Source organism: Flavobacterium sp. 103, assembly GCF_003096795.1.
In the GTDB taxonomy this organism is placed as follows: domain Bacteria; phylum Bacteroidota; class Bacteroidia; order Flavobacteriales; family Flavobacteriaceae; genus Flavobacterium.
The window spans coordinates 3,958,201-3,979,656 of sequence record NZ_QENX01000001.1 but is presented as its reverse complement, the minus strand read 5'-3'; the positions used below and the strand labels follow the sequence as shown (position 1 = coordinate 3,979,656).

20 protein-coding genes are annotated in these 21,456 nt (G+C 33.6%); 11 read left to right on the top strand and 9 right to left on the bottom strand.

Features of this window, described 5'->3' with window-relative positions; translation table 11 throughout:
- Positions 1-78: 78 nt before the first annotated feature.
- Positions 79-933: an EamA family transporter gene (locus C8C85_RS16840; protein ID WP_116798051.1), complete on the bottom strand. Its 855-nt coding sequence runs from the start codon at positions 931-933 to the stop codon at positions 79-81.
- A 358-nt stretch (positions 934-1,291) separates the two neighbouring features.
- On the opposite strand from C8C85_RS16840, the gene C8C85_RS16835 reads away from it, so the two are divergent.
- The 5 genes from C8C85_RS16835 to C8C85_RS16815 all read left to right on the top strand — a co-directional run bounded on the left by C8C85_RS16835 (position 1,292) and on the right by C8C85_RS16815 (position 5,819).
- Positions 1,292-2,845, top strand: coding sequence for a bifunctional response regulator/alkaline phosphatase family protein (locus tag C8C85_RS16835; RefSeq protein WP_116798050.1), 1,554 nt, complete (start codon positions 1,292-1,294; stop codon positions 2,843-2,845).
- A 103-nt stretch (positions 2,846-2,948) separates the two neighbouring features.
- On the top strand, positions 2,949-3,356 hold the full coding sequence (gene tsaE / locus C8C85_RS16830) for a tRNA (adenosine(37)-N6)-threonylcarbamoyltransferase complex ATPase subunit type 1 TsaE (protein WP_116798049.1): 408 nt from the start codon (positions 2,949-2,951) through the stop codon (positions 3,354-3,356).
- Between the two features lie 7 nt (positions 3,357-3,363).
- Positions 3,364-3,840, top strand: a complete 477-nt coding sequence (locus C8C85_RS16825) for a GNAT family N-acetyltransferase (RefSeq protein WP_116798048.1) — start codon at positions 3,364-3,366, stop codon at positions 3,838-3,840.
- A 285-nt stretch (positions 3,841-4,125) separates the two neighbouring features.
- Entirely contained in the window at positions 4,126-5,319 is a 1,194-nt protein-coding gene (locus C8C85_RS16820; RefSeq protein WP_116798047.1) for an alanine dehydrogenase, read from the top strand.
- Positions 5,320-5,444: 125 nt separating this feature from the next.
- Positions 5,445-5,819: a DUF4258 domain-containing protein gene (locus C8C85_RS16815; protein ID WP_116798046.1), complete on the top strand. Its 375-nt coding sequence runs from the start codon at positions 5,445-5,447 to the stop codon at positions 5,817-5,819.
- Between the two features lie 290 nt (positions 5,820-6,109).
- Here C8C85_RS16815 and C8C85_RS16805 read toward each other — a convergent pair whose 3' ends face one another.
- The 5 genes from C8C85_RS16805 to C8C85_RS16785 all read right to left on the bottom strand — a co-directional run bounded on the left by C8C85_RS16805 (position 6,110) and on the right by C8C85_RS16785 (position 10,172).
- On the bottom strand, positions 6,110-7,063 hold the full coding sequence (locus tag C8C85_RS16805) for a phosphoribosylaminoimidazolesuccinocarboxamide synthase (protein ID WP_116798044.1): 954 nt from the start codon (positions 7,061-7,063) through the stop codon (positions 6,110-6,112).
- 77 nt (positions 7,064-7,140) lie between these two features.
- The gene (locus tag C8C85_RS16800) at positions 7,141-7,716 is read right to left on the bottom strand and encodes a hypothetical protein (protein WP_116798043.1); all 576 of its coding nucleotides are present in this window, start codon (positions 7,714-7,716) and stop codon (positions 7,141-7,143) included.
- Positions 7,717-7,727: 11 nt separating this feature from the next.
- A complete protein-coding gene (locus C8C85_RS16795; RefSeq protein ID WP_116798042.1) occupies positions 7,728-8,552 on the bottom strand; it encodes a Cof-type HAD-IIB family hydrolase in 825 nt (274 codons plus the stop codon).
- Between the two features lie 249 nt (positions 8,553-8,801).
- Positions 8,802-9,755, bottom strand: a complete 954-nt coding sequence (locus C8C85_RS16790; RefSeq protein WP_116798041.1) for a PhoH family protein — start codon at positions 9,753-9,755, stop codon at positions 8,802-8,804.
- Positions 9,756-9,899: 144 nt separating this feature from the next.
- A complete protein-coding gene (locus tag C8C85_RS16785) occupies positions 9,900-10,172 on the bottom strand; it encodes a hypothetical protein (RefSeq protein ID WP_116798040.1) in 273 nt (90 codons plus the stop codon).
- A gap of 129 nt (positions 10,173-10,301) precedes the next feature.
- Here C8C85_RS16785 and C8C85_RS16780 point away from each other — a divergent pair, with 129 nt between their 5' ends.
- From C8C85_RS16780 to dnaN, 5 genes are all read left to right on the top strand, one after another.
- Positions 10,302-11,132 (top strand): S-adenosyl-l-methionine hydroxide adenosyltransferase family protein, encoded by an 831-nt coding sequence (locus C8C85_RS16780; RefSeq protein WP_116798039.1) that lies wholly within the window; start codon positions 10,302-10,304, stop codon positions 11,130-11,132.
- A 195-nt stretch (positions 11,133-11,327) separates the two neighbouring features.
- Positions 11,328-11,624 carry a putative quinol monooxygenase gene (locus C8C85_RS16775; protein ID WP_116798038.1) on the top strand — a complete coding sequence of 99 codons (297 nt, stop codon included), beginning with the start codon at positions 11,328-11,330 and terminating at the stop codon, positions 11,622-11,624.
- A 97-nt stretch (positions 11,625-11,721) separates the two neighbouring features.
- The gene (gldF, locus tag C8C85_RS16770) at positions 11,722-12,447 is read left to right on the top strand and encodes a gliding motility-associated ABC transporter permease subunit GldF (protein ID WP_116798037.1); all 726 of its coding nucleotides are present in this window, start codon (positions 11,722-11,724) and stop codon (positions 12,445-12,447) included.
- Positions 12,447-14,132 carry a gliding motility-associated ABC transporter substrate-binding protein GldG gene (gldG, locus tag C8C85_RS16765; RefSeq protein WP_116798036.1) on the top strand — a complete coding sequence of 562 codons (1,686 nt, stop codon included), beginning with the start codon at positions 12,447-12,449 and terminating at the stop codon, positions 14,130-14,132. Before gldF ends, gldG begins: the two co-directional genes overlap by 1 nt.
- 107 nt (positions 14,133-14,239) lie before the next feature.
- Positions 14,240-15,358: a DNA polymerase III subunit beta gene (dnaN, locus tag C8C85_RS16760; protein ID WP_116798035.1), complete on the top strand. Its 1,119-nt coding sequence runs from the start codon at positions 14,240-14,242 to the stop codon at positions 15,356-15,358.
- A 475-nt stretch (positions 15,359-15,833) separates the two neighbouring features.
- Here the strand turns inward: dnaN and C8C85_RS16755 are convergent, their stop codons facing one another.
- The 3 genes from C8C85_RS16755 to C8C85_RS16745 all read right to left on the bottom strand — a co-directional run bounded on the left by C8C85_RS16755 (position 15,834) and on the right by C8C85_RS16745 (position 19,690).
- Positions 15,834-17,606: a MutS-related protein gene (locus C8C85_RS16755; RefSeq protein WP_116798034.1), complete on the bottom strand. Its 1,773-nt coding sequence runs from the start codon at positions 17,604-17,606 to the stop codon at positions 15,834-15,836.
- A 162-nt stretch (positions 17,607-17,768) separates the two neighbouring features.
- On the bottom strand, positions 17,769-18,605 hold the full coding sequence (locus tag C8C85_RS16750; protein WP_116798033.1) for a universal stress protein: 837 nt from the start codon (positions 18,603-18,605) through the stop codon (positions 17,769-17,771).
- A gap of 257 nt (positions 18,606-18,862) precedes the next feature.
- Positions 18,863-19,690 (bottom strand): universal stress protein, encoded by an 828-nt coding sequence (locus C8C85_RS16745; protein WP_116798032.1) that lies wholly within the window; start codon positions 19,688-19,690, stop codon positions 18,863-18,865.
- A 175-nt stretch (positions 19,691-19,865) separates the two neighbouring features.
- On the opposite strand from C8C85_RS16745, the gene mnmE reads away from it, so the two are divergent.
- Positions 19,866-21,266 carry a tRNA uridine-5-carboxymethylaminomethyl(34) synthesis GTPase MnmE gene (gene mnmE, locus C8C85_RS16740; RefSeq protein ID WP_116798031.1) on the top strand — a complete coding sequence of 467 codons (1,401 nt, stop codon included), beginning with the start codon at positions 19,866-19,868 and terminating at the stop codon, positions 21,264-21,266.
- Positions 21,267-21,456: the final 190 nt, after the last annotated feature.

Genomic DNA, 21,456 nt, shown 5'->3' with positions numbered 1-21,456 from the left:
AGAACAAACAAAGCTTAACTTAATGACATTGAGCGATAGCGAAAAGGCGAAGCAATTCTTTCGCTCCTGAAACTTAAATTACTTCAACTGGGAAATCACTATAAAAACTACTGCAATCAAGGCCAGCAAAAGACCTGTTATATTCAGCTTGGTTACTTTTTCCTTGAAAATAAAAATCCCCACAAGACTGCCAATCATAATAACTCCCATATTCATACCGGCAAAAACGGTAGAAGGATTTTCGGCAAATGCTTGATGCGCTTTTAGATAAAACAGGATGTTCCCAAAATTAAAAATCCCAACCAAACCTCCAAAAACGACACTATTGAAATCCATTTTAGCCTTTCTAAAAAGTATTTCATAGATATTAAAAAGTATCATTATAACAAGAGCTATCGAGAAAAGAACAAATAACGAAGTGGTAAATGGCAGTGTAGAAGTTAACGCAATTTGCTTAAAAAGAAGGTCTATCACTCCAAAACCAAGCAATACGAGTGTTGGGTAAATCCATTTATTCTCTTTGTTTTCGGTGGGTTTATCCAAAATAAGGATGATTGCCGGAAATCCAAACAAAAGAGCCGTCAATTTAAGTCCGCTGAATTGCTCTCCAAAAAACAACCAAGCTCCCATAATGGAGATAATTAGTGATAATCGTTGGGCTACATCGGTTTTTACAATCCCCATATGTTTTATGGAAGTCACCAGAAAAAGAAATACAACAGGCAACAAAATACCCAATGAAATGAAGATTCCCCAAGGCGAAGATGCGTCCAAAACCGTAAAATCAGGGCTAAAGAACAAATAGCACAACGCTAAAGCGAATACATAATTATACCCCACAATTTGTGTGGCAGACACTTGATATTTGCGAGCAATTTTGAAAATAACACCTACAGTCACGCTGCAAATAACAGACAGAATAAGAAATAACATAGTTCTATTTTTATTCCTGCAAAAATAGTATTAAAAACCTGTTGGATATAATTTACAAAAGCATAATTTACCACATAGAAACATAGATTTTATATGTAAATAAAGAATATAAAAAGAAATACATTTCTTCACATAGAAATCTATGCGTGTCTAATAATAAGTGAAACGCCTGCTTTTAAGATTACAAAATCTATGTTTCTATGTGTTTAAAAAAAATATTTTATGCGTTTTTTAAACCTAGATTATGCATTAAATTATAGTACTAACAATTTTATTACATTTATTTTTAATCAATTTTATACTATTTTTAATATTATTTAAGTTCTATAAAACTAAATTGCACTAAAATAAATTGAATATGGAGAACATAAAAATACTTTGGGTTGATGATGAAATCGATTTGCTCAAACCACATATATTATTTCTTGAGAAAAAAAACTACAGCGTTACTACTTGCAATAATGGTCGTGATGCCATAGATATTTTTGACGAAAACAATTTTGATATTGTTTTTCTTGACGAAAATATGCCTGGAATGAGTGGTTTGGAAACATTATCTGAAATGAAAGAGAAGAAATCTTCTATTCCGATGATAATGATTACCAAAAGTGAAGAGGAATATATAATGGAAGAAGCCATTGGTTCCAAAATCGCCGATTACCTTATCAAACCCGTAAATCCTAATCAGATTTTGTTGAGTTTGAAGAAAAACTTAGACCATTCCCGATTGATTTCTCAAAAAACGACTTTGGATTACCAAAAAGAGTTCCGAAAAATCACGATGGAAATGGCAATGGTCAACTCCTATGAAGATTGGGTGGAATTATACAAAAAACTTATTTTTTGGGAACTTGAATTGGAAAACATCGATGACCAAGGAATGATTGAAATTCTGGAATCCCAAAAAGTCGAAGCTAATTCTCAATTCGGAAAATACATTGAACGCAATTATGAAGATTGGTTTGCACCAAAAGCGGACAAACCGATTCAATCCCATAATTTATTCAAAGAATTGGTCGTACCTGAGATTCTTAAAAAAGACAGGCCCGTACTTTTTGTTGTAATTGACAATTTACGCTATGACCAATGGAAATCATTTGAAAGCGTTGTTGGCAATTACTACAAACTCGAAAAAGAAGTTCCTTATTTCTCTATACTTCCTACGGCTACGCAATATGCCAGAAATGCTATTTTCTCTGGATTAACTCCTCTTGAAATGGAAAAACAGTTTCCACAGTATTGGAAAAATGACCCGGAAGAAGGAGGTAAAAACCTTTATGAAGCCGAATTCCTAACCGCTCAAATTAAGCGTCTACGACTGGACTTAAAAGAAGATTATTTCAAAATCACCAATTTGGCCGGAGGAAAAAAACTAGCTGAAAGCTTTAAATCCCTAAAAGATAATGATCTTGTAACTGTGGTTTATAATTTTGTTGATATGCTTTCACACGCCAAAACAGAAATGGATGTGGTGAAAGAACTAGCTTCTGATGATAAAGCGTATCGTTCCTTGACTTTGAGTTGGTTTAAAAACTCGCCGTTGCTTGAAATTATTCAACAGGCACAAAAATTAGGATTCAAATTAATCCTAACTACCGATCACGGAACTATCAATGTAAAAAACCCATCAAAAGTGGTAGGTGACAAAAACACCAGTTTGAATTTGCGTTACAAAACAGGACGCAGTTTGACTTACGAACAAAAGGATGTTTATGCCGTAAAAGAGCCAAAACTTATTGGTTTGCCTGCAATAAATATGAGTAGTTCGTATATTTTTGCAAAAAATGATTTGTTTTTGGCTTATGTAAACAACTACAATCATTATGTGAGTTATTACAAAAACACCTATCAACACGGTGGAATCTCATTGGAAGAAATGATTATTCCTTTTCTGGTTTTTAACCCAAAATAAAAAAAGAAGGCAGTTTTCAGTTTTTCAGAAATCAGATATTATACTGATGAAAAAATTGAAAACTGCATTTAAACTGATAATTCAAAACTGAATACTAAAAAGAATGACTATCACTTTTTCTATAGAACAACTTGCAGAGGTTGCTCAACAAATTTTAGATCAAAATCCCAATAAAGTAATCCTTTTCAATGGGGATATGGGCGTTGGAAAAACAACCTTAATCAAACAGCTTTGTAAAACATTGGGCGTAAATGATGCAACCAGCAGTCCAACGTTTTCTTTGGTAAATGAATACCAAACAGACAATAATCAAACCGTTTATCATTTTGATTTTTACAGATTAAACAAAGAAACGGAAGCATTGGATATGGGGGTTGACGATTACTTATATTCCGGAAATTGGTGTTTTATCGAATGGTCTGAAAAAATTGAGAATTTGATTCCACTACAACACACCGTAATTACAATCGAATTACTGCCAAATGGTGAGCGTTTATTAGAATTAAAGTAATTGAATCATGAGTTTAGATACCAATAAAGTCGAAATCATCCCTTTTTCAATTGAATTAAAGGAGCCAATCAAAACCTTAAATTTAGAATGGCTTCATAAATACTTTAAAGTTGAACCCAAAGATGAAAAAGTATTATCCGATCCCCAAGGTGAAATAATAGACAAAGGCGGAATGATTTTTTATGCCCAATACAACAATAAAATTGTGGGTACGGTTTCTTTATTAAAAATAGATGATGCCACATTTGAATTAACAAAAATGGCTGTTTCTGATGGAAATCAGGGATTAGGTATTGGTAAAAAATTGATGGAACATTGTTTGAATGAGGCAAAAGAAAAAGGAATTCAAAAATTGATTCTGTATTCCAATAGAAAATTACTGCCTGCGATACATCTATATGAAAGTTTTGGCTTCATCGAAATTCCTGTCGAAGAAGGTGTTTATGAAAGAGCCGATATCAAAATGGAGAAAATATTATCTTAATCCTGTTATTATTAAATAATTTAATTAGATGCTAGAGCAAACTCATAAGCAAAAAAAATGACCGCAGATTCGCTGATTTATTTTTTTTAAAAAATTAGAATTTCCTTATTTCATAAAAACTAATTTGCGTTAATTCAGCAGAAAGCGGTTAATTCACTATTAATTTTGCATTAAAATCTGCGAATCTGCGGTAAAAAACTCAAGCGCTTGTTCTGAATTTGGTACTGGTAAAACATAATACTTTGAATCTTTTTTGTAAATTGTACCACTAATTACATGAAATCAATGTCTCTAAGTCCATTCACAAAAGAACAATTACTGCCTCAAGAAGAAAAACTAGAAATAGCTAGACATAAAAGCCAACTTTTTATAGGAATTCCAAAAGAGACCAGTTATCAAGAAAGACGCATTTGCCTTACACCTGATGCCGTGAATTCCCTTACCTATCAAGGACATAGAGTAATGATTGAAGCTGGAGCTGGTGTAAGTTCCAGTTACACTGACAAAGAATATAGCGAAGCCGGTGCCGAAATTACCCAAGACACAAAAAAAGTTTTTGGTTGCCCAATGCTTTTAAAAGTAGAGCCGCCAACAGTCGCCGAAATCGAAATGATGAATCCAAAAACAATTGTTTTATCTGCGATTCAATTAAAAACCAGAAAAAAATCATACTTCGAAGCTTTATCCCGAAAAAAAATAACCGCACTTGCTTTTGAATATCTAAAAGATACTGATGGCTCCTACCCTGCCGTAAAATCATTGAGCGAGATTGCAGGAACTGCTTCCATACTTATTGCTGCTGAATTAATGATCACCAATGAATTCGGAAAAGGATTATTGTTTGGTAACATTACAGGAGTTGCCCCAACCGAAGTAGTAATACTTGGAGCCGGAACTGCCGGAGAATTTGCCGCCAGAACAGCCATCGGACTTGGAGCAAGCGTGAAAGTTTTTGACAATTCGATAACCAAACTTCGTCGTTTACAAAACAACTTGAATCAACGAATTTTCACATCAACCATTCAGCAAAAAGCATTACTCAAAGCTTTAAGACGTTGTGATGTAGCGATTGGTGCTATGAGAGGTGCAGAACGATGCCCGGTTGTAGTGAGTGAAACCATGGTCGAACACATGAAAAAAGGCGCCGTAATTGTTGATATTAGCATTGATACAGGAGGTTGTTTCGAGACATCTGAAGTTACAACCCACGAAAAACCCACTTTTATAAAGAATAATGTTTTACACTATTGTGTGCCTAATATTCCTTCCCGTTACTCGAAAACAGCTTCGCTTTCCATAAGCAACATTATCACTCCCTATTTATTACAAATTGCTGAAGATGGTGGTATAGAAAGCGCTATACGCTGTAATGCAGGTCTAAAAAACGGTATTTATTTGTATCACGGAATACTCACCAACAAAGCCATTGGCGATTGGTTTGATTTACCGGATAACGACATTAATTTAATTGTTTTTTAACTAAACTTTCCCATACCTTTGCGCAAAAATTAAAATATGAAATGAGCATAAATTTCAATAGGTTGCAAACACCAACAGTAACTATGCGAATTACATATAACCAATAAAAAACAATAAATATTAATATGAATTTCATACAACGTTTTGCTTACTATCTAGTAGGTTTGATAATGGGTTTATTTGTAGTTGCAGCAATATTCAGTGGAAAAGACACTCGTTGTAATTATTTCCCAAATGCCAGAGTTTTGAAGGATTTAAGCACTAAACCTTTTTTCTATTCCGATAAAGCTTCCCTTATTTTATCCCAAAAATGGATTGACACTACCGATATTAAAAATACACTTAAACTTGGAGACGTCGATTTTGACCAAAGTAATGTTCCCTACAAAAAAGGAAAACTATACGTTATTGAAGGCAAAACTAGAAAAAACCAAGAAATCATAATCAAAGTGATTAACTACGAGAACAAAGCTGTTCTTGAAGACATCAATAAAAAATAAGCATATCAAACTCTTCCTTTCGAAGAGTTTTTTTTATCAAAAAAATAGTAAGGAGCGAAAGAATTGGCTCTATAAGTAAACAGGATTCCCGCTGTCCTTCCAATTCTTTTGGGAACTTTGTCAAAGTTTTGAACTTTGACAAAGTTCCCAAAAGAATATTCCCTCCCATCGGGGCTATAAAGCCAGCATTGTCTATTTTTGGAAACGCTACGAAATTGCATAAAAAAACCATAATTCAAAATCTGAATTATGGTTTATATACTTATCGCTATTTAGCGATTTGAATCTAATTATCTTTGTGCCAAATAAGCCAAAACGTTTTTTTCAATTCTTTCATTAATATTCGAGATATCAGCTTTTACAAACTTCTCACCAAGAATATTTTCATACAACTCAATATATCTATCGGAAACAGTCTCAATATATTCATCAGTCATATTTGGAATTTGTTGTCCTTCCAAACCTTGAAAACCGTTTTGGATCAACCAACGTCTTACGAATTCTTTTGACAATTGTTTTTGCTCTTCCCCTTTATCTTGTCTTTCTTGATATCCTTCAAAATAGAAATAACGAGAAGAATCTGGAGTGTGAATTTCATCAATCAATACAATAACACCGTCTTTAGTTTTTCCAAATTCATATTTTGTATCTACCAAAATCAAACCGCGGCTTGCAGCAATTTCAGTTCCTCTTTGAAATAAAGCACGAGTATATTTTTCTAATACCAAATAATCTTCTTCAGTAACGACTCCTTTTTCTAGAATAGCTTCTCTTGAAATATCGGCATCGTGTTCTCCATTATCCGCTTTTGTAGTTGGTGTGATAATCGGTTCTGGAAACTTATCATTTTCCTTCAAACCTTCAGCCATTGTTACTCCACAAATTTGTCTTTTACCAAGAGCATATTCACGAGCAGCATGTCCAGAAAGATATCCACGAATAACCATTTCTACTTTGAAAGGCTCGCACAAATGACCAACAGCAACACTTGGATCTGGCGTAGCAATTAACCAGTTTGGCACAATATCTTGAGTCAATTCCATAAATTTTGTAGCAATTTGATTCAAAATCTGACCTTTATATGGAATTCCTTTTGGTAAAACTACATCAAATGCAGATAGTCTATCAGTAGCTATCATTACAAGTAAATCGTCATTTATATTGTAAACTTCCCTTACTTTTCCGCGATACACTGATTTTTGATTCGGAAAATTAAAATTGGTTGTGGTAATTGTATTGCTCATTAGTAGTGTGTTGTTGTTATTTTTATGGATGCAAATTTAAAACTAATTAATAGAGAACGCAAACAAAACCAAAAGTTCTATTTACAAGCCAAAAGTCCTTTTCCTGATGCTTTAATAGAAGCTTTGAGTGTGCTCAATGTAGTTTCTTTTAAGATTTTTACTTTTTGAATTGGAACTATATATATTTCACTCCCATCTGAGTTGGGGATGTTTACTACTGCATTTCCCTCATCATTCTGTTCTATCAAAAAACCAGGCTGCCAATACTCTCCAAATTGTATTAAAGCAGGAATGTCAGTTTCTATTTTTGGCTCATCCACCAACTGCTTTTTGGCCATTTCTTTATGCTTTTCATAACCTGGAATCACTTCTTTAAGTTTTGCATCAATTGAATCGCTCATCCTTTGAAAAAAAGCCAATCGTACTAAATAACCACATACATATACAAGTGCCAGTAAAATTAATGCTCCAAAAAAATTGGCAGCATTCGGTCCTAATATTTTATCAAAACCAATTATTTTGGCAATTCCACCTCCAAACTTTGCGAAGTAGCCAAAGACTTTTTTTATTAAGATAAATAAAATTAAAACAGGCAATAAAAATAAAATCCCTGAGATGCAGTTTTGCTTAACTTTTTCAAAATAACTGGACATATCTATTTATATTAAAATGAAACACTAAATCCTTCTAAAATTTCGGTTAAATATTTGGCAACGCCATCTTCATTATTAGTTGAAATCACTTCTAAATGAGGTAATTTACTTTTTAAATTTTCTGGTGCATTACCCATAATTAATCCGATTCCTGCTGCGTCTAGCATTTTCTCATCATTAAATCCATCACCAAAAGAAATGGCTTCATCAAAAGAATAACCTTCTTTTTCAAGAATCTTGGCAATCGCAACACTTTTATCCACCGATTTATCCATAAACTCTAAGCAAATAGGCAAGCTAAAAGCATGACTAAATACATCAGAATGATCTTCAAGGATTTTATCTCTCAAATCCACCAATTTTTGATGATCATCATGAGTGAAAAATATTTTTATGGCGCTATAATCATCCAATGCCGCAAAATCGACCACTTCTGGAGGATATGCCAAGTCTTTTTGAAAAGCATTCAGTTTTTTATTCGTTTTTGAAGTTTGCCAAACTTTCTCCTTGAATAAAACCGTAGTAATCTCTGGATCTATATCCAATGATAAAATCGATTTGACCGCATCTCCTTCCAAATTAAAAGAATACAAAAGCTCTTTTTTGGGTGAATGGATTCTAGCTCCATTTGAAGTCACCAAATATACAGGAAGTTCCAAACTGCTAATTATTGCCATAGCATCCATGTGATGACGCCCTGTTGCAACAATAATTAAATAGTTTTGTTCATGCAGTTCTTGAAAAACAGATTTGGTATAAGCAGATATTGTATGATCGGAGTTGAGTAATGTCCCGTCTAAATCGCTAATTACTACTTTAATTTTTTGTTTCGACATTTCTTATTTCATTTTCATTTTTAACATATTCCAAATTTATTGCATTTCAAGAAGATACCCAAAAAGTTACCCATATATAAACCGCTTTTAACTTAATTATATCGATATGTTAAGTTTAATTGGGAAATCAAATACAGAACTAAGAATCTTCTACATTTTCCAAAGAAAAAGGAGAAACTCTATAATTGAATTTCTCCTTTTTCTAATTTTATTATTACTTATATCTTTATACTTATAACTGCTCTAATTTTAATAATCATTATTTTCAATTTGCTTGTAAGCATCAATTACCTTTTTCACCAGTCGATGACGCACAATATCTTTATCATCCAGATAAATAATCCCAATTCCGTCAACATCTTTCAAAACCAATATCGCTTCTTTGAGTCCTGAAATTGTTCTTCGAGGCAAATCTACCTGACCAGGGTCACCGGTAATCATAAACTTGGCACTTTTTCCCATACGGGTCAGAAACATTTTCATTTGCGAATGCGTTGTATTTTGTGCTTCGTCCAAAATCACAAAAGCATGATCTAAAGTTCGTCCACGCATGAAAGCCAAAGGTGCTATTTGAATAATGCCCTTTAATATATAGTCTTCCAATTTTTCATTTGGTAACATATCGCGCAACGCATCATATAATGGCTGCATATAAGGATCCAACTTTTCTTTCATATCACCAGGAAGAAAACCTAGATTTTCTCCAGCTTCTACCGCAGGACGGGTCAGAATAATACGCTTGACTTGTTTTTCTTTCAATGCTTTTACAGCCATGGCAACACCTGTGTAGGTCTTTCCGGTACCCGCGGGTCCAACAGCAAAAACCATATCATTTTTTTCCATTGTATCCACCAACAACTGTTGATTGGGAGTCATAGGTTTAATGATTTTGCCACCTACGCCGTGAACCAAAATTTTGTCATGACCTAAAGCTTTTCTTTCCTCCTGATCATCACTTTGAATCACTCGTTCAATTACATTGTCATCAATAGTATTGTATCGGGTGAAATGCAGCATCAGACGCTGAAACCGCTTTTCAAATTCGTCTAAAACATCTTTATCTCCAAAAGCTTTAAGAGTAGTACCTCTTGCGACAATTTTTAGTTTTGGATAATATTTCTTAATTGACTCTAGGTGGGAGTCGTGAGTGCCCCAAAAATCTTTTGGAGCAATGTCGATGAGCTCGATGATTCTTTCGTTCAAAATAAGAAGTTTTTAAGTTAATTAATTGAGTTAAATCAATTTCAATATTTACGCTGCAATACTTCCATTACAGTTTTTAATTACTAAACCGGTAAATAATACTAAAAAACATCTTTCTAGAATCTGGGTCGTTCTAGTTCTAAATTATACGTTAGCTTTTAATTTTTTTAACATAGATTCATTCAAGAAATCAGAAGCTTTAATAGATAAAATTTCACAAAGATTGTCTTTTAAAAGTAATTCAATCTCAGTTTCGTTTATGTCTCTAACTGTAATAGCTTCTATTTTTTCTTTTTCAATTTCCCCTGATTTACCTAAAAAAATCGACTTATCGGTTGTGGTATTTGACAAATCGTTCTGGCTAAAACATTGCAGGCTACAAAAGAAAAGAAATAAAATCACAATAAACTTAGGCATAAATTTTTGTTTTTAATTCTAATTAAATTCTGTTCAAATAAAGTATAAAATACTTTAGCTTTGCATTTCTCAAATTTAAGAAAAAATAAGTTTCAGACGCTACAAAACCCAATAGTTATAAACAATTTTATGTCAATAATTACCCTTACTACCGATTATGGCTTGAAAGACCACTTTGTTGGTGCTTTGAAAGGGAAAATATTATCTGAGTATTCTGACGCTACAATTATTGACATTTCACATTACATCGATCCATTCAACACCGTTGAAGCCAGTTATATTATTTCGGCCTCCTATGACAGCTTTCCAAAAGGGACTGTTCATATTATTGGAGTCGATTTAGAAGCAAACAAAGAGAATCAACATATTGCCATGCAATGGAATGATCATTACTTTATTGCTGCCGATAATGGCATTTTAAGTATGCTTTCGCAAAAGATTATTCCTCAAAAAATAGTTGTAATAACCATTCACGATCGACTTCATAGCGATGCCACCGATTTGGATGTTTTTGTCAAAGTGGCTTGTCATATTGCCAAAGGCGGTGTTCTTAATGTAATTGGGAAAGAAATTAAAAGCCTGAAACAAGTAACCGATTTGCAAGTAGCTCTTTCCGACGACGGGAACCAATTAAAAGGAAATGTAATTTACATTGATCATTTTGGGAATGTGGTCACCAATATTTCAAAAAAGCAGTTTTTGGAATGTGTGAAAGGAAGAGACTATGAAATTATATACAGAAACCAATCTATCAAAACTATTTTACCTTATTATTCTGCCATTGCCAGTTCCGATAAATATCCGGTAAAATATTATGAAGGTCAAAGATTAGCCATTTTCAACGAGGCTGGTTTTCTCGAAATTGCCATTTTCAGAAGCAATCCTTTAACAGTAGGTTCTGCAAGTACTTTATTAGGGCTTAATTATAGAGATGTGATTTCGATACAATTTAAGAACTAAGATTTATGATTGAAGATTAACGATTTTTGATTGAAGATTTAAGAAAAGAACATAGAATAAAAATTAGTAGACGAAAGAAACCTATAGAAATAAATCATAAAATTTTAAAAGCAAAAATTACATTTCATTGAATAAAAATCAAGCCCTGAAATAAATCTAAAAATCAAAAATCTGCAATCTAAAATCAGCAATCAAATGTTTGTACGAATAGTAAAACTGAGTTTTCACGAGGAAAATATTCCTGCCTTTTTGGAAAACTTCGAATTAATGAAAGATAAAATACGAAATGCTCCCGGTAATAGTTTTCTGGAACTATATCAGGACAAAAACAACAAAAGCATTTTCTTTACTTATAGTTATTGGGAAACCGAAGCGGATTTGGAAAACTATCGAAATTCAGAGCTTTTCAATACCGTTTGGACATTTACCAAACAATTATTCAATGCAAAACCAGAAGCTTGGAGTGTAGATAAATTAGTTTCTTTGGTTTAACGTTTAAAGTTGTTTAATTTGGAACCAAATTCAAAAAAAAAAAAAAAAAAACATTAAACTTTTTAAACATTAAACTTTTTAAACAAAAAATAAATAAATGAAGTCAATCGTATTTCGCGAAATAAAATCCTTTTTTGGTTCACCAATCGGGTATTTAGTAATTGCTCTTTTCTTAATTGGAAATGGATTATTCCTTTGGGTTTTCGAAGGTGATTATAATATTTTGAACACCGGTTTTGCCGATTTAACTCCTTTTTTCACCTTAGCTCCATGGATTTTAATCTTCTTGATTCCCGCGGTAACCATGCGCAGTTTTTCGGACGAAAAGAAACAAGGAACACTTGAATTATTATTAACCAAACCAATTAGTCTTTGGGAAATTGTAAATGGAAAATTCTTAGGCGCTTTTCTATTAATTGTAATGGCCATCATCCCCACTTTTATTTATGTGGAAGTGGTTTGGAATTTGGGTTCACCCGAAGGAAATCTTGATTTAGGAAGTACTTTAGGTTCCTATTTTGGTTTATTGTTTTTAATAGCCGCTTATTCTGCCATTGGAATCTTTACTTCATCTGTTTCCGAGAATCAGATTGTGTCCTTTATTATTGCAGTTTTCCTTTGCTTCTTTTTCTATTTTGGATTTCAAGGATTGGCATCTGTGTTGCCTAGTTTTTCATCTTTTATTTCTTATTTCGGAATGCAAGACCATTACAAGAGTATGAGTCGAGGTGTTATAGACACAAGAGACGTAATCTACTTTATTAGCATTGCTATTTTGTTCCTTTCTTTTACAGTCTTCAATTTAAAATCTATTAAATCGTAATGAAAGTATTTAATATAAAAAACGCTAAATCCTTATTGATTACTGTTGCGGTAGTATTCCTTTTAAACATCATTAGTAATTTCTTTTTTCATCGTTTTGATTTAACCCAAGACCATCGATATACCCTATCCCCTACGACTTTAAAAATTCTTAAAGACGTAAAGAATCCTTTGTCCATAAAAGTGTATCTGCAAGGGGAATTACCTGCTGAATTCAAACGATTACAACTGGAATCCAAACAACTGTTGGAAGAATTTCAAGCCTATAATTCTAATATCATTATCGAATTTGTAGATCCTTTGGAGAACAAAGACGAAAGTATGGACAATATCAAAGAATTGTATAGAAAAGGCTTAACGCCAATAAATATTACTGTTGACGACAAAGGAAAACAGTCGCAATCAATGGTTTTCCCTTGGGCGATTGCTGTTTACAATAACAAAGAAGTCAATATTCCACTGTTGAAAAACATCATGGGAGCTTCTACAACTCAAAAAGTGATTGGGTCTGTTCAGCATCTTGAATATTCTATTTCGGATGGAATCAATAAAATTTCCAAAGACAAACAAAAGAAAGTTGCTATCATAAAAGGAAACGGAGAACTTCAGGAACGTCACATTGCTAAATTCCTAATGCAAGTACGCGAAAGTTATTTCATTGGTCCATTTACGTTAGATTCTGTTGCCAAAAATCCAGAAGGAACATTAAAATCCTTGCAAAATTATGATTTGGCTGTCATTGCCAAACCAACTGAAGCTTTTACTGATGAAGAAAAACTGGTTTTAGACCAATTCATTATCCATGGAGGAAAAACGCTTTGGCTAATCGATCAAGTCAATGCCGAAATGGACAGTCTTTATAACCCTTCAGGAGCTACATTGGCATTTCCAAAAGACTTGAATCTAAATGATATGTTCTTCAAATATGGAGTTCGTATCAATCCTGACTTAGTCAAAGATGAACAAGGAAGTCCAATAAAACTAGCTAGTGGAGAACAAGGAAGTGGAACGCAATACCAGGATTTTAATTGGAAATTTGCTCCGCAGGTTTATCCTATCAGCAAACATCCGATTGTAAAAAATCTTGGAGGAATCAAATTTGATTTTGCCAATGCAATGGACACTTTGAAAAACGGAATCAAAAAAACAGTTTTACTGCAATCTTCCGCATATTCCAAAAAAATAGGAACTCCTGTAGAAATCAGCCTGAATATGGTTTCAGAGCAAACTTCGCCAGCGGATTACCTTAATAAAGGAAATATCCCAATGGCCGTTTTACTGGAAGGTTCTTTTCACTCCATGTTTGAGAATCGCATTTTGCCTTTTGAAGAAAAATCATTTCAAGCCAGTGGAAAAGAAAACAAAATGATTGTGATTTCGGATGGAGATATTATAAAAAATCAATTGGATAAAACAGGACAACCAGTAGAATTGGGCTATGACCAACGTTCTGGGAATTTATATGACAACAAAGATTTTATGATGAATTGTGTAAATTATCTTTTGGACGACACCGGACTTATTAACATTCGAAGCAAGGATCTTGATTTACCATTATTGGATAAAGAAAAAGTATATGAAAACTATACCTTTACTCAATTCATAACTATCGGGCTTCCAATCTTAATTTTGCTACTGTTTGGCCTTGGATTTACATTCCTCAGAAAAAGAAAATACAGTAAATAGATGTTAATAAAAAATTTGCAATACTAGAATAGTTTACAATATATTTGTAAAGTGTATTCTAAATTTTAATTCAGAAAAAGCACACCATAAAAAACAAAACAATACAGATGAAATTTATAGTATCGAGTTCGTACTTATTAAAACAATTACAAGTTTTAGGTAGCGTTATCAACAGTAACAACACTTTGCCAATCTTGGATAACTTCTTATTTGAATTAAATAATAACGAATTAACTGTTTCGGCGTCCGATTTGGAGACTACAATGTCAGCCACATTGACCATCGACTCCAAAAGTAAAGGAAGTGTTGCAGTACCTGCAAAATTATTATTGGAAATCCTTAAAACCTTTCCAGAACAACCCTTAACTTTCACAATTGAAGAAAACAGCACTATAGAAATTAGTTCCAACTCAGGAAAATATGCTTTGGCTTATGCTCCGGGTGAAGAATTTCCAAAATCAGTAAACTTAGACGAACCATCAGTAACACTTGTACCTGCAGATGTTTTGGCGACTGCTGTCAGCAAAACTATCTTCGCAGCAGGAAACGACGATTTGCGTCCGGTAATGTCGGGAGTTTTCTTCCAATTTTCTCCAGAAGGTTTGATTTTTGTTGCGACTGATGCCCACAAATTGGTAAAATACGCACGCACTGATGTAAAAGCATCACAAGTGGCCGAATTTATTATGCCAAAGAAACCTTTGAATATTTTAAAAAGTATCCTAAGCAGCTCAGATGCTGAAGTAAAAATAGAATACAACGATTCAAACGCTACTTTCTCTTTCGATAACTACATTTTATTATGTCGTTTAATCGATGGGAAATACCCAAATTATGAAGCGGTTATCCCAAAAGAAAATCCAAACAAATTGATGATGGATCGTTCTCAATTCTTGAGTTCTGTTCGTCGTGTTGCAATTTTCTCCAACAAAACAACGCACCAGATTCGTTTGAAAGTTGCCGGAGCCGAATTGAACATTTCTGCCGAAGATATTGACTACTCTAACAAAGCAGAAGAAAGATTGACTTGTGATTATCAAGGAGACGATATGCAAATAGGATTTAACTCCCGTTTCTTGACCGAAATGTTGAACAACCTACAATCAGACATGATTATGCTTGAAATGTCATTACCAAACAGAGCCGGAATCTTAACTCCAATAGATGGACTAGAAGAAGGCGAAACCGTAACAATGCTTGTGATGCCAGTAATGCTAAACAGCTAGTTACCTCAAAATACTAAACTAACCAAAACCATTTTTATATTTGAAAAAACCAAAATTCCTAACCAGAGTTTTGGTTTTTTTTGGGCTTATCGCAACCGAGGTTTGGACGGTAAATATTATTCTGTTAAAGAATCACTTGGGCGTAACCCCCGCTAGAAAAAAGGGCAAGCTGCTTTGTCGTCATTGCCCTTTTTCCTACCGGCGGTCGTGCTATCCACGCTACTTCGGTAGCTTGCTTCTATCACTTACGCGTACACAAGAACTCTAAGAAAAATTATAAGATTTTGTATTTCAAAAGAACTAATATATTTTAATCGTTTACTATCCTGCAAGGTTTTTTTGGAACCTTGTAGGTATGAAACATAACGCAAAACAGCAATTCCTACAAGGTTGAAAAAAACCTTGCAGGAAATCGTTTCAATTAATCTTTGTCAAAGTTTTGAACTTTGACTAAGATGACTGTGACTGACCACTCCTAAATAACTCCCATTTTCTTCATTAAGAAAGTAGCACTTTTATTTTTGCAAATACCATCGCGAAGTTTATAGTCAAAATGCAATTCATTGTTGCTGATTTCAACTTCAAAGCATTTATTGGTCAGAATATCGGGGAATTCATTAGTAGTTAGACAAACTTCAATATCGTGCGTTGCGATGGCTCCGATTGCTTTTTTGGCAATTACTTTTTTGACAACTTCGATCGTTCCATTGCGTTTGTCATCAGAGTTGGTTCCACGCAAGATTTCGTCCAAAAGGACAAAAGCAGGATTTCCTTCCAATTCATCCATAATTTGCTTCAAACGCTTGATTTCAGCAAAGAAATAAGATTCACTGTCGGATAAGGAATCCGAGAGCCTCATAGACACTAAAACAGGCAAAGGATGCACATTTGCCTGACTCGCACAGACTGGAGAACCCATTCCAGTAAGTACCATATTTACTCCCAAACTACGCAGAAAAGTACTTTTTCCAGACATATTCGAACCTGTCAGAATCATAAACGACTGTGGGTGGAATTTAACCTCATTTCCTACTCTTGTTGTCGGGTTCAATAAAGGATGACTTAAATTGGAAAAATCTATCTCATAATTGGAATTTAACTTTGGGTATACAAATTCAGGATTGTTATACGAGAAATTTGCCAAACTGTTCAGCATTTCAAACTCGCCTATCACTTCAAGCCATTCTTCCAAAACAATGGCATGCTGTTTTTTCCAAGCGATCATTGATTTCAAGACGTGCACATTAAATAGAAAAGTTCCATTGAACAGTATGGAGGTCACAAAATTTCCAATGCTATCCATTTTGGAAAATAACTCGGCCAATTGCTCCAAATGAACGCTCGCTTTCTCATTTTGAAAGTTCAGTCTTTGCTGTAAAGCAATTAATTTTTCAGATTTGAAGCTTTCATTTTCAATTTTTTGCACTAATAAACTGTATTGACTGATAATCACATTGATATTATCTGCCTGAGCAATTTCCATTTTGATTCGTTTTACGAAATTCCCTAAAATGGTCAAATTACAAACAAACAAAAATGAAAAATAAGAAAGAAAAACAATATTTGAAGTTAATAAATACCCCAAAAAGCAACTTAAAAGCAATGCCGGAAACAAATAGGAAATAAACACAGCTACTTTGGACAAAGGCTTGCTATTAAAGACACTCCATTGTAATAAGGTTTTATAAAATGTTTCATTATCCTGTCCAACTTTGGCAACAGCCAAAAACTCCTGACGCCAATCTAATTTCTCTTTTAATTCCTGAACTGCTTGATGATTATTTAGTATTTCATCATTTGGCAAAAGCGTTAGCAATTGTTTGGCCAAGGTCTTTTTACCAATAAAAGTAGCGGTTCTGTTCAGATTTTGAAATAATGAATGCTCCCCAAAAATATCCAAATCATAAGCATACGGATGGTGAAAATCATTGAATTCTAAGCCGTTTTCAAAAGGAATTGATTTACGTTCTAAATAAGTAATTTCATTTTGGTTGATTTGAACCAAAGCACTTTTTATCTTTTTTTGAAATGATAATTTGGAATGGATACGCATCAAAACAAGAAAACCAGCGAACAGTAAAATTGCCGATATGACAAATACTGATTCGCTGGTTTTTATGTAATAAAATAAGCTTGCTAAAAAAAGTAAGATACTAATAAACCTAAAAAAGCTGATTGCATTGTATTTAGTATTGATTGCTTTTAACTCCTCTGAATAATTTTGGCTATTGCCTTTGTATATTTCCATTGTTTGATTTAATGATATACAAATGTAAGGAAACTCAATAGCAATAGCAATGGCAATATCAATGGTAATATCAATTACAATATCAATTACAATATCAATTACAATATCAATTGCAATAGAAATGTTATCTGCATTCTGTTATCTGCATTCGGCAATCTTAAATCACCCCTCCTCATGCATGGCCAATATAGGCACAATCGAAATATTGGATAATTTTTGGGTCAAACTTGGTTTAAACAACTCGGAGAAAAAATTGCGTTTATGGGTTATCATTGCCAAAATATCGATATTTTTATGCGAAACAAAATCCAAGATGCTATCTTTAACGACATCACTTTTTACAACTGAAAACTTAACGGGTTCGTTTTCAAATTCAGTTTTCCATTGATTTATCGTTTCTTCTGAAATATCTGATTTAGCCGTTTTTACATACAAACATTTCACGATTGCGTGTGTTTTTTTGGCTATTTTGATAACTTGTCTTAATGGCGCTTTGTCTTTTTCTCTAAAACGTGTGGTAAAACCAATGGTTTCAATCTTTTCAAATTGGGCTTCAGCAGGTACACTAAGTACAGGAACATCTATAGCAGTAACAATTGCTCCAGTATTGGAACCAATGAAAAAAGATTCCCAACCTGTAGCACCAGAAGTACCCATCACAACGAAATCTATACTTTCTTCTTTGACAACTTTCTTGATGGCATAAATTAAATCGCCATCCATAAGTTTGTGGCTTAATTTAATATCATCCAAGTTTCTTTTCTTGGCCAGTTCCCTGAGTTTAGGGATTTCCTCTTTGAACATGTCAAATTGTGCCAATTGCAAAGAATCAAAAATACTATAATAATTATCAGGAATAAATTGATTGTCGACAATGGGCAATTCGAAAGTATGCAATAACAATAGTTCTCCTTTTACAATTTTTGCAAATTCTAATGCGTGGATAAAAGCATTATTGGCGACTTCAGAAAAATCGGTGGGGAATAAAATCTTTTTCATTGTTGTATAAATTAAATGTTTAGTTTATGATAAACGATGCTGTTTACTAATTCAATACTCTTACAAAACTAACCGAAAGCTCTTTTCTTTTATACGGTTATTTGTTGTTTTGCAGGTTGCGCGTGAGGGATAAAAGCTAGCTACCGAAGTAGCGCGGATAGCCCGACCCAGTTGAGCAAAGGGGCGTATAAGCGACTCTACACATAAGCCCCTTTGCTCAACTGGGGCACGCCCAAATTATTTTAAAATTAATAGTTTTAATGAACGGACAAAATTGGTATATTGATATGAAACGTCAGCTTTTTGCTAAGACTTATCTGGAAAATTTTCTCGAAGAAACCTCTGTGCCGTTCATGAATGGCTACCATATTTATTTTATTTTTCTCAATAAAGCTTAAAATTTCTCCTTCTATATCGTTAGCTAAAACGGAATGAAAAGTAATATTCTGGTCTTTGAAAATGTTTTTGAAATCGACCACAAAATCATCTTTATAGACTGTATGTGGTGCCTTTATGTTCAAACAATCGATGTGAGAGTGAAAAACATTAGCCAAAGTCACTACTTTTTTTAACGGCTCAATATCGTCCATATGGAATCTTGTGTTGAACAATATTTTTTCAATAGGCATATAACTACATTTTTCGGGAATAGCCAAAACTGTGGCATCGCATTCATTCATTATTTTTGTAGCCACCGTTCCCAAAAACACTTCCCGCAAATGGGTTACTCCTTTGGTTCCCATGACAATAAAGTCTATATTTTCCTTTTTGGAAAGCTTGACTACTTCTTTCACTAAAAACCCTTTTATAAGAACGTTACTAATTTTTATATGCCCCATATTATTTTCTTCGGCAATATTTCGCAACAGAGGAACTTCGTCTTTATAATTTTCAAAATCACTTAACTCTTCGTACTCATAGATATCCTGCAAGTAGATGGAAACATCTAAGTAAGTAGGCGAATCTAATTCATAAACGTGCAAAGTAATAATTTCGGCATGTATCGCATCGGCTAGTTTTAAAGCGTAAATAAAGGCATTTTTCGAAACTTCTGAAAAATCTGTAGGGAACAATATTTTTTTCATATCCTTAATAATTTACTGAATATCAATATTTTATATAAAGTTACAAAACTTCTAAAAAGAAAGCATGATAATTGTCATTTTGATTTATAATTAATAAAAAAATAACATAAAATGCATTGATTTGGTAGACTTGTAAGGTGGTAAGTTTTGCTTACTTTTGCATAAATTTTTTGTTATGATCCAAAACGATTCAATAGTTGCCTTGGCCACTCCTTCGGGAGCGGGAGCAATTGCCGTAATTCGAATTTCTGGCGAAGATGCCATTGCTATAGGGCACTCTGTTTTTCGATCCATAAAAAACAAAGATTTAAGGCAGCAAAAATCACATACCCTTCATTTGGGGCATATTGTTGATGACCAAAAAACCCTGGACGAGGTTTTGGTTTCTGTTTTCAAAGGACCAAATTCATACACGGGAGAAAATACAATTGAGATTTCGTGCCACGGTTCCACCTATATTCAGCAACAAATAATCCAGTTATTATTGCGAAAAGGCTGTCGAATGGCCGATGCTGGGGAGTTTACCCTTAGAGCTTTCCTGAACGGAAAACTAGATTTATCACAAGCCGAAGCCGTGGCCGATTTGATTTCTTCTGATAATGAAGCTTCACACCAAATTGCGATGCAACAAATGCGTGGTGGTTTCTCCAATGAAATTGCCAAACTGCGTGAGGAACTCTTGAATTTTGCCTCGCTCATTGAACTTGAATTGGACTTTGCTGAAGAAGATGTAGAATTTGCTGACAGAACCCAATTTCACGAACTATTGAACCGAATTGAGTTTGTTCTCAAACGATTAATTGATTCGTTTGCAGTTGGGAATGTTATCAAAAACGGAATTCCAGTGGCAATTGTAGGTGAACCTAATGTTGGGAAATCAACTTTATTGAATGCTTTACTGAACGAGGAACGCGCCATTGTTTCGGAAATTGCGGGAACTACCCGTGATACGATCGAAGACGAATTGGTAATAGGCGGTATTGGTTTTAGATTCATCGATACAGCTGGAATTCGCGAAACGGCTGATGTGGTTGAAAGTATTGGAATTAAAAAGACTTTCGAAAAAATAGAACAAGCTCAGGTTGTTGTTTTTTTGTTTGATGGTTTCAGGTTTCAGGTTTCAGGTTCTGACTACATCATAGAAATTGAAAAAGTTAAAAATAAATATCCACTTAAACCAATATTAGTTGTTGTAAATAAAGTCGATTTATTAAGTGAAAATGAAATCGAAAAAATTGATCAAAAACTTGAAACTTTAAACCTGAAACTTTTAAAAATTTCTGCCAAAGAGAAACTAGGCGTTGATGAACTTAAAAATCAACTGCTATCTTTTGTAAATACAGGCGCTTTACGAAATAACGAAACTATCGTTACCAACACCAGACATTATGATTCGCTACTCAAAGCACTGGACGAAATTCAGAAAGTAAAATTTGGATTGGAGACCAATCTTTCCAGTGACTTAATGGCATTAGATATTAAAGAAGCTTTATACCAATTTGGAATGATTACAGGTCAGGTTACCAATGATGAGTTGTTGGGGAATATTTTTGCTAATTTCTGCATCGGAAAATAAATCTTACAAAACATAACAAAATAAAACAAAGAATCCCAGTTAAAATGTCATAAAACGGCATTTTAACTGGGATTCTTCTTTCTGTTTATTTAGCTTTATTTACAGATAGTTTGTTCCTTTTTGTACCATTATTGTACCACGAAAAAAAAATCTGAATCAAGATTTTTTTTTGGTGAGATGATGACACAAT

Excerpts from the sequence above, each read along its gene's own strand:
- C8C85_RS16745 (WP_116798032.1), bottom strand. The coding sequence starts at position 19,690 with ATGAAAAAAATATTGTTCCCTACAGATTTTTCAGAAGTTTCGAAAAAT.
- gldF (WP_116798037.1), top strand. The coding sequence starts at position 11,722 with ATGAAGTCAATCGTATTTCGCGAAATAAAATCCTTTTTTGGTTCACCA.
- C8C85_RS16825 (WP_116798048.1), top strand. The coding sequence starts at position 3,364 with ATGAGTTTAGATACCAATAAAGTCGAAATCATCCCTTTTTCAATTGAA.
- tsaE (WP_116798049.1), top strand. The coding sequence starts at position 2,949 with ATGACTATCACTTTTTCTATAGAACAACTTGCAGAGGTTGCTCAACAA.
- C8C85_RS16800 (WP_116798043.1), bottom strand. The coding sequence starts at position 7,716 with ATGTCCAGTTATTTTGAAAAAGTTAAGCAAAACTGCATCTCAGGGATT.
- gldG (WP_116798036.1), top strand. The coding sequence starts at position 12,447 with ATGAAAGTATTTAATATAAAAAACGCTAAATCCTTATTGATTACTGTT.
- C8C85_RS16750 (WP_116798033.1), bottom strand. The coding sequence starts at position 18,605 with ATGAAAAAGATTTTATTCCCCACCGATTTTTCTGAAGTCGCCAATAAT.
- C8C85_RS16755 (WP_116798034.1), bottom strand. The coding sequence starts at position 17,606 with ATGGAAATATACAAAGGCAATAGCCAAAATTATTCAGAGGAGTTAAAA.
- C8C85_RS16795 (WP_116798042.1), bottom strand. The coding sequence starts at position 8,552 with ATGTCGAAACAAAAAATTAAAGTAGTAATTAGCGATTTAGACGGGACA.
- C8C85_RS16775 (WP_116798038.1), top strand. The coding sequence starts at position 11,328 with ATGTTTGTACGAATAGTAAAACTGAGTTTTCACGAGGAAAATATTCCT.
- C8C85_RS16840 (WP_116798051.1), bottom strand. The coding sequence starts at position 933 with ATGTTATTTCTTATTCTGTCTGTTATTTGCAGCGTGACTGTAGGTGTT.
- C8C85_RS16805 (WP_116798044.1), bottom strand. The coding sequence starts at position 7,063 with ATGAGCAATACAATTACCACAACCAATTTTAATTTTCCGAATCAAAAA.
- mnmE (WP_116798031.1), top strand. The coding sequence starts at position 19,866 with ATGATCCAAAACGATTCAATAGTTGCCTTGGCCACTCCTTCGGGAGCG.
- C8C85_RS16835 (WP_116798050.1), top strand. The coding sequence starts at position 1,292 with ATGGAGAACATAAAAATACTTTGGGTTGATGATGAAATCGATTTGCTC.
- C8C85_RS16820 (WP_116798047.1), top strand. The coding sequence starts at position 4,126 with ATGTCTCTAAGTCCATTCACAAAAGAACAATTACTGCCTCAAGAAGAA.
- C8C85_RS16815 (WP_116798046.1), top strand. The coding sequence starts at position 5,445 with ATGAATTTCATACAACGTTTTGCTTACTATCTAGTAGGTTTGATAATG.
- C8C85_RS16785 (WP_116798040.1), bottom strand. The coding sequence starts at position 10,172 with ATGCCTAAGTTTATTGTGATTTTATTTCTTTTCTTTTGTAGCCTGCAA.
- C8C85_RS16780 (WP_116798039.1), top strand. The coding sequence starts at position 10,302 with ATGTCAATAATTACCCTTACTACCGATTATGGCTTGAAAGACCACTTT.
- dnaN (WP_116798035.1), top strand. The coding sequence starts at position 14,240 with ATGAAATTTATAGTATCGAGTTCGTACTTATTAAAACAATTACAAGTT.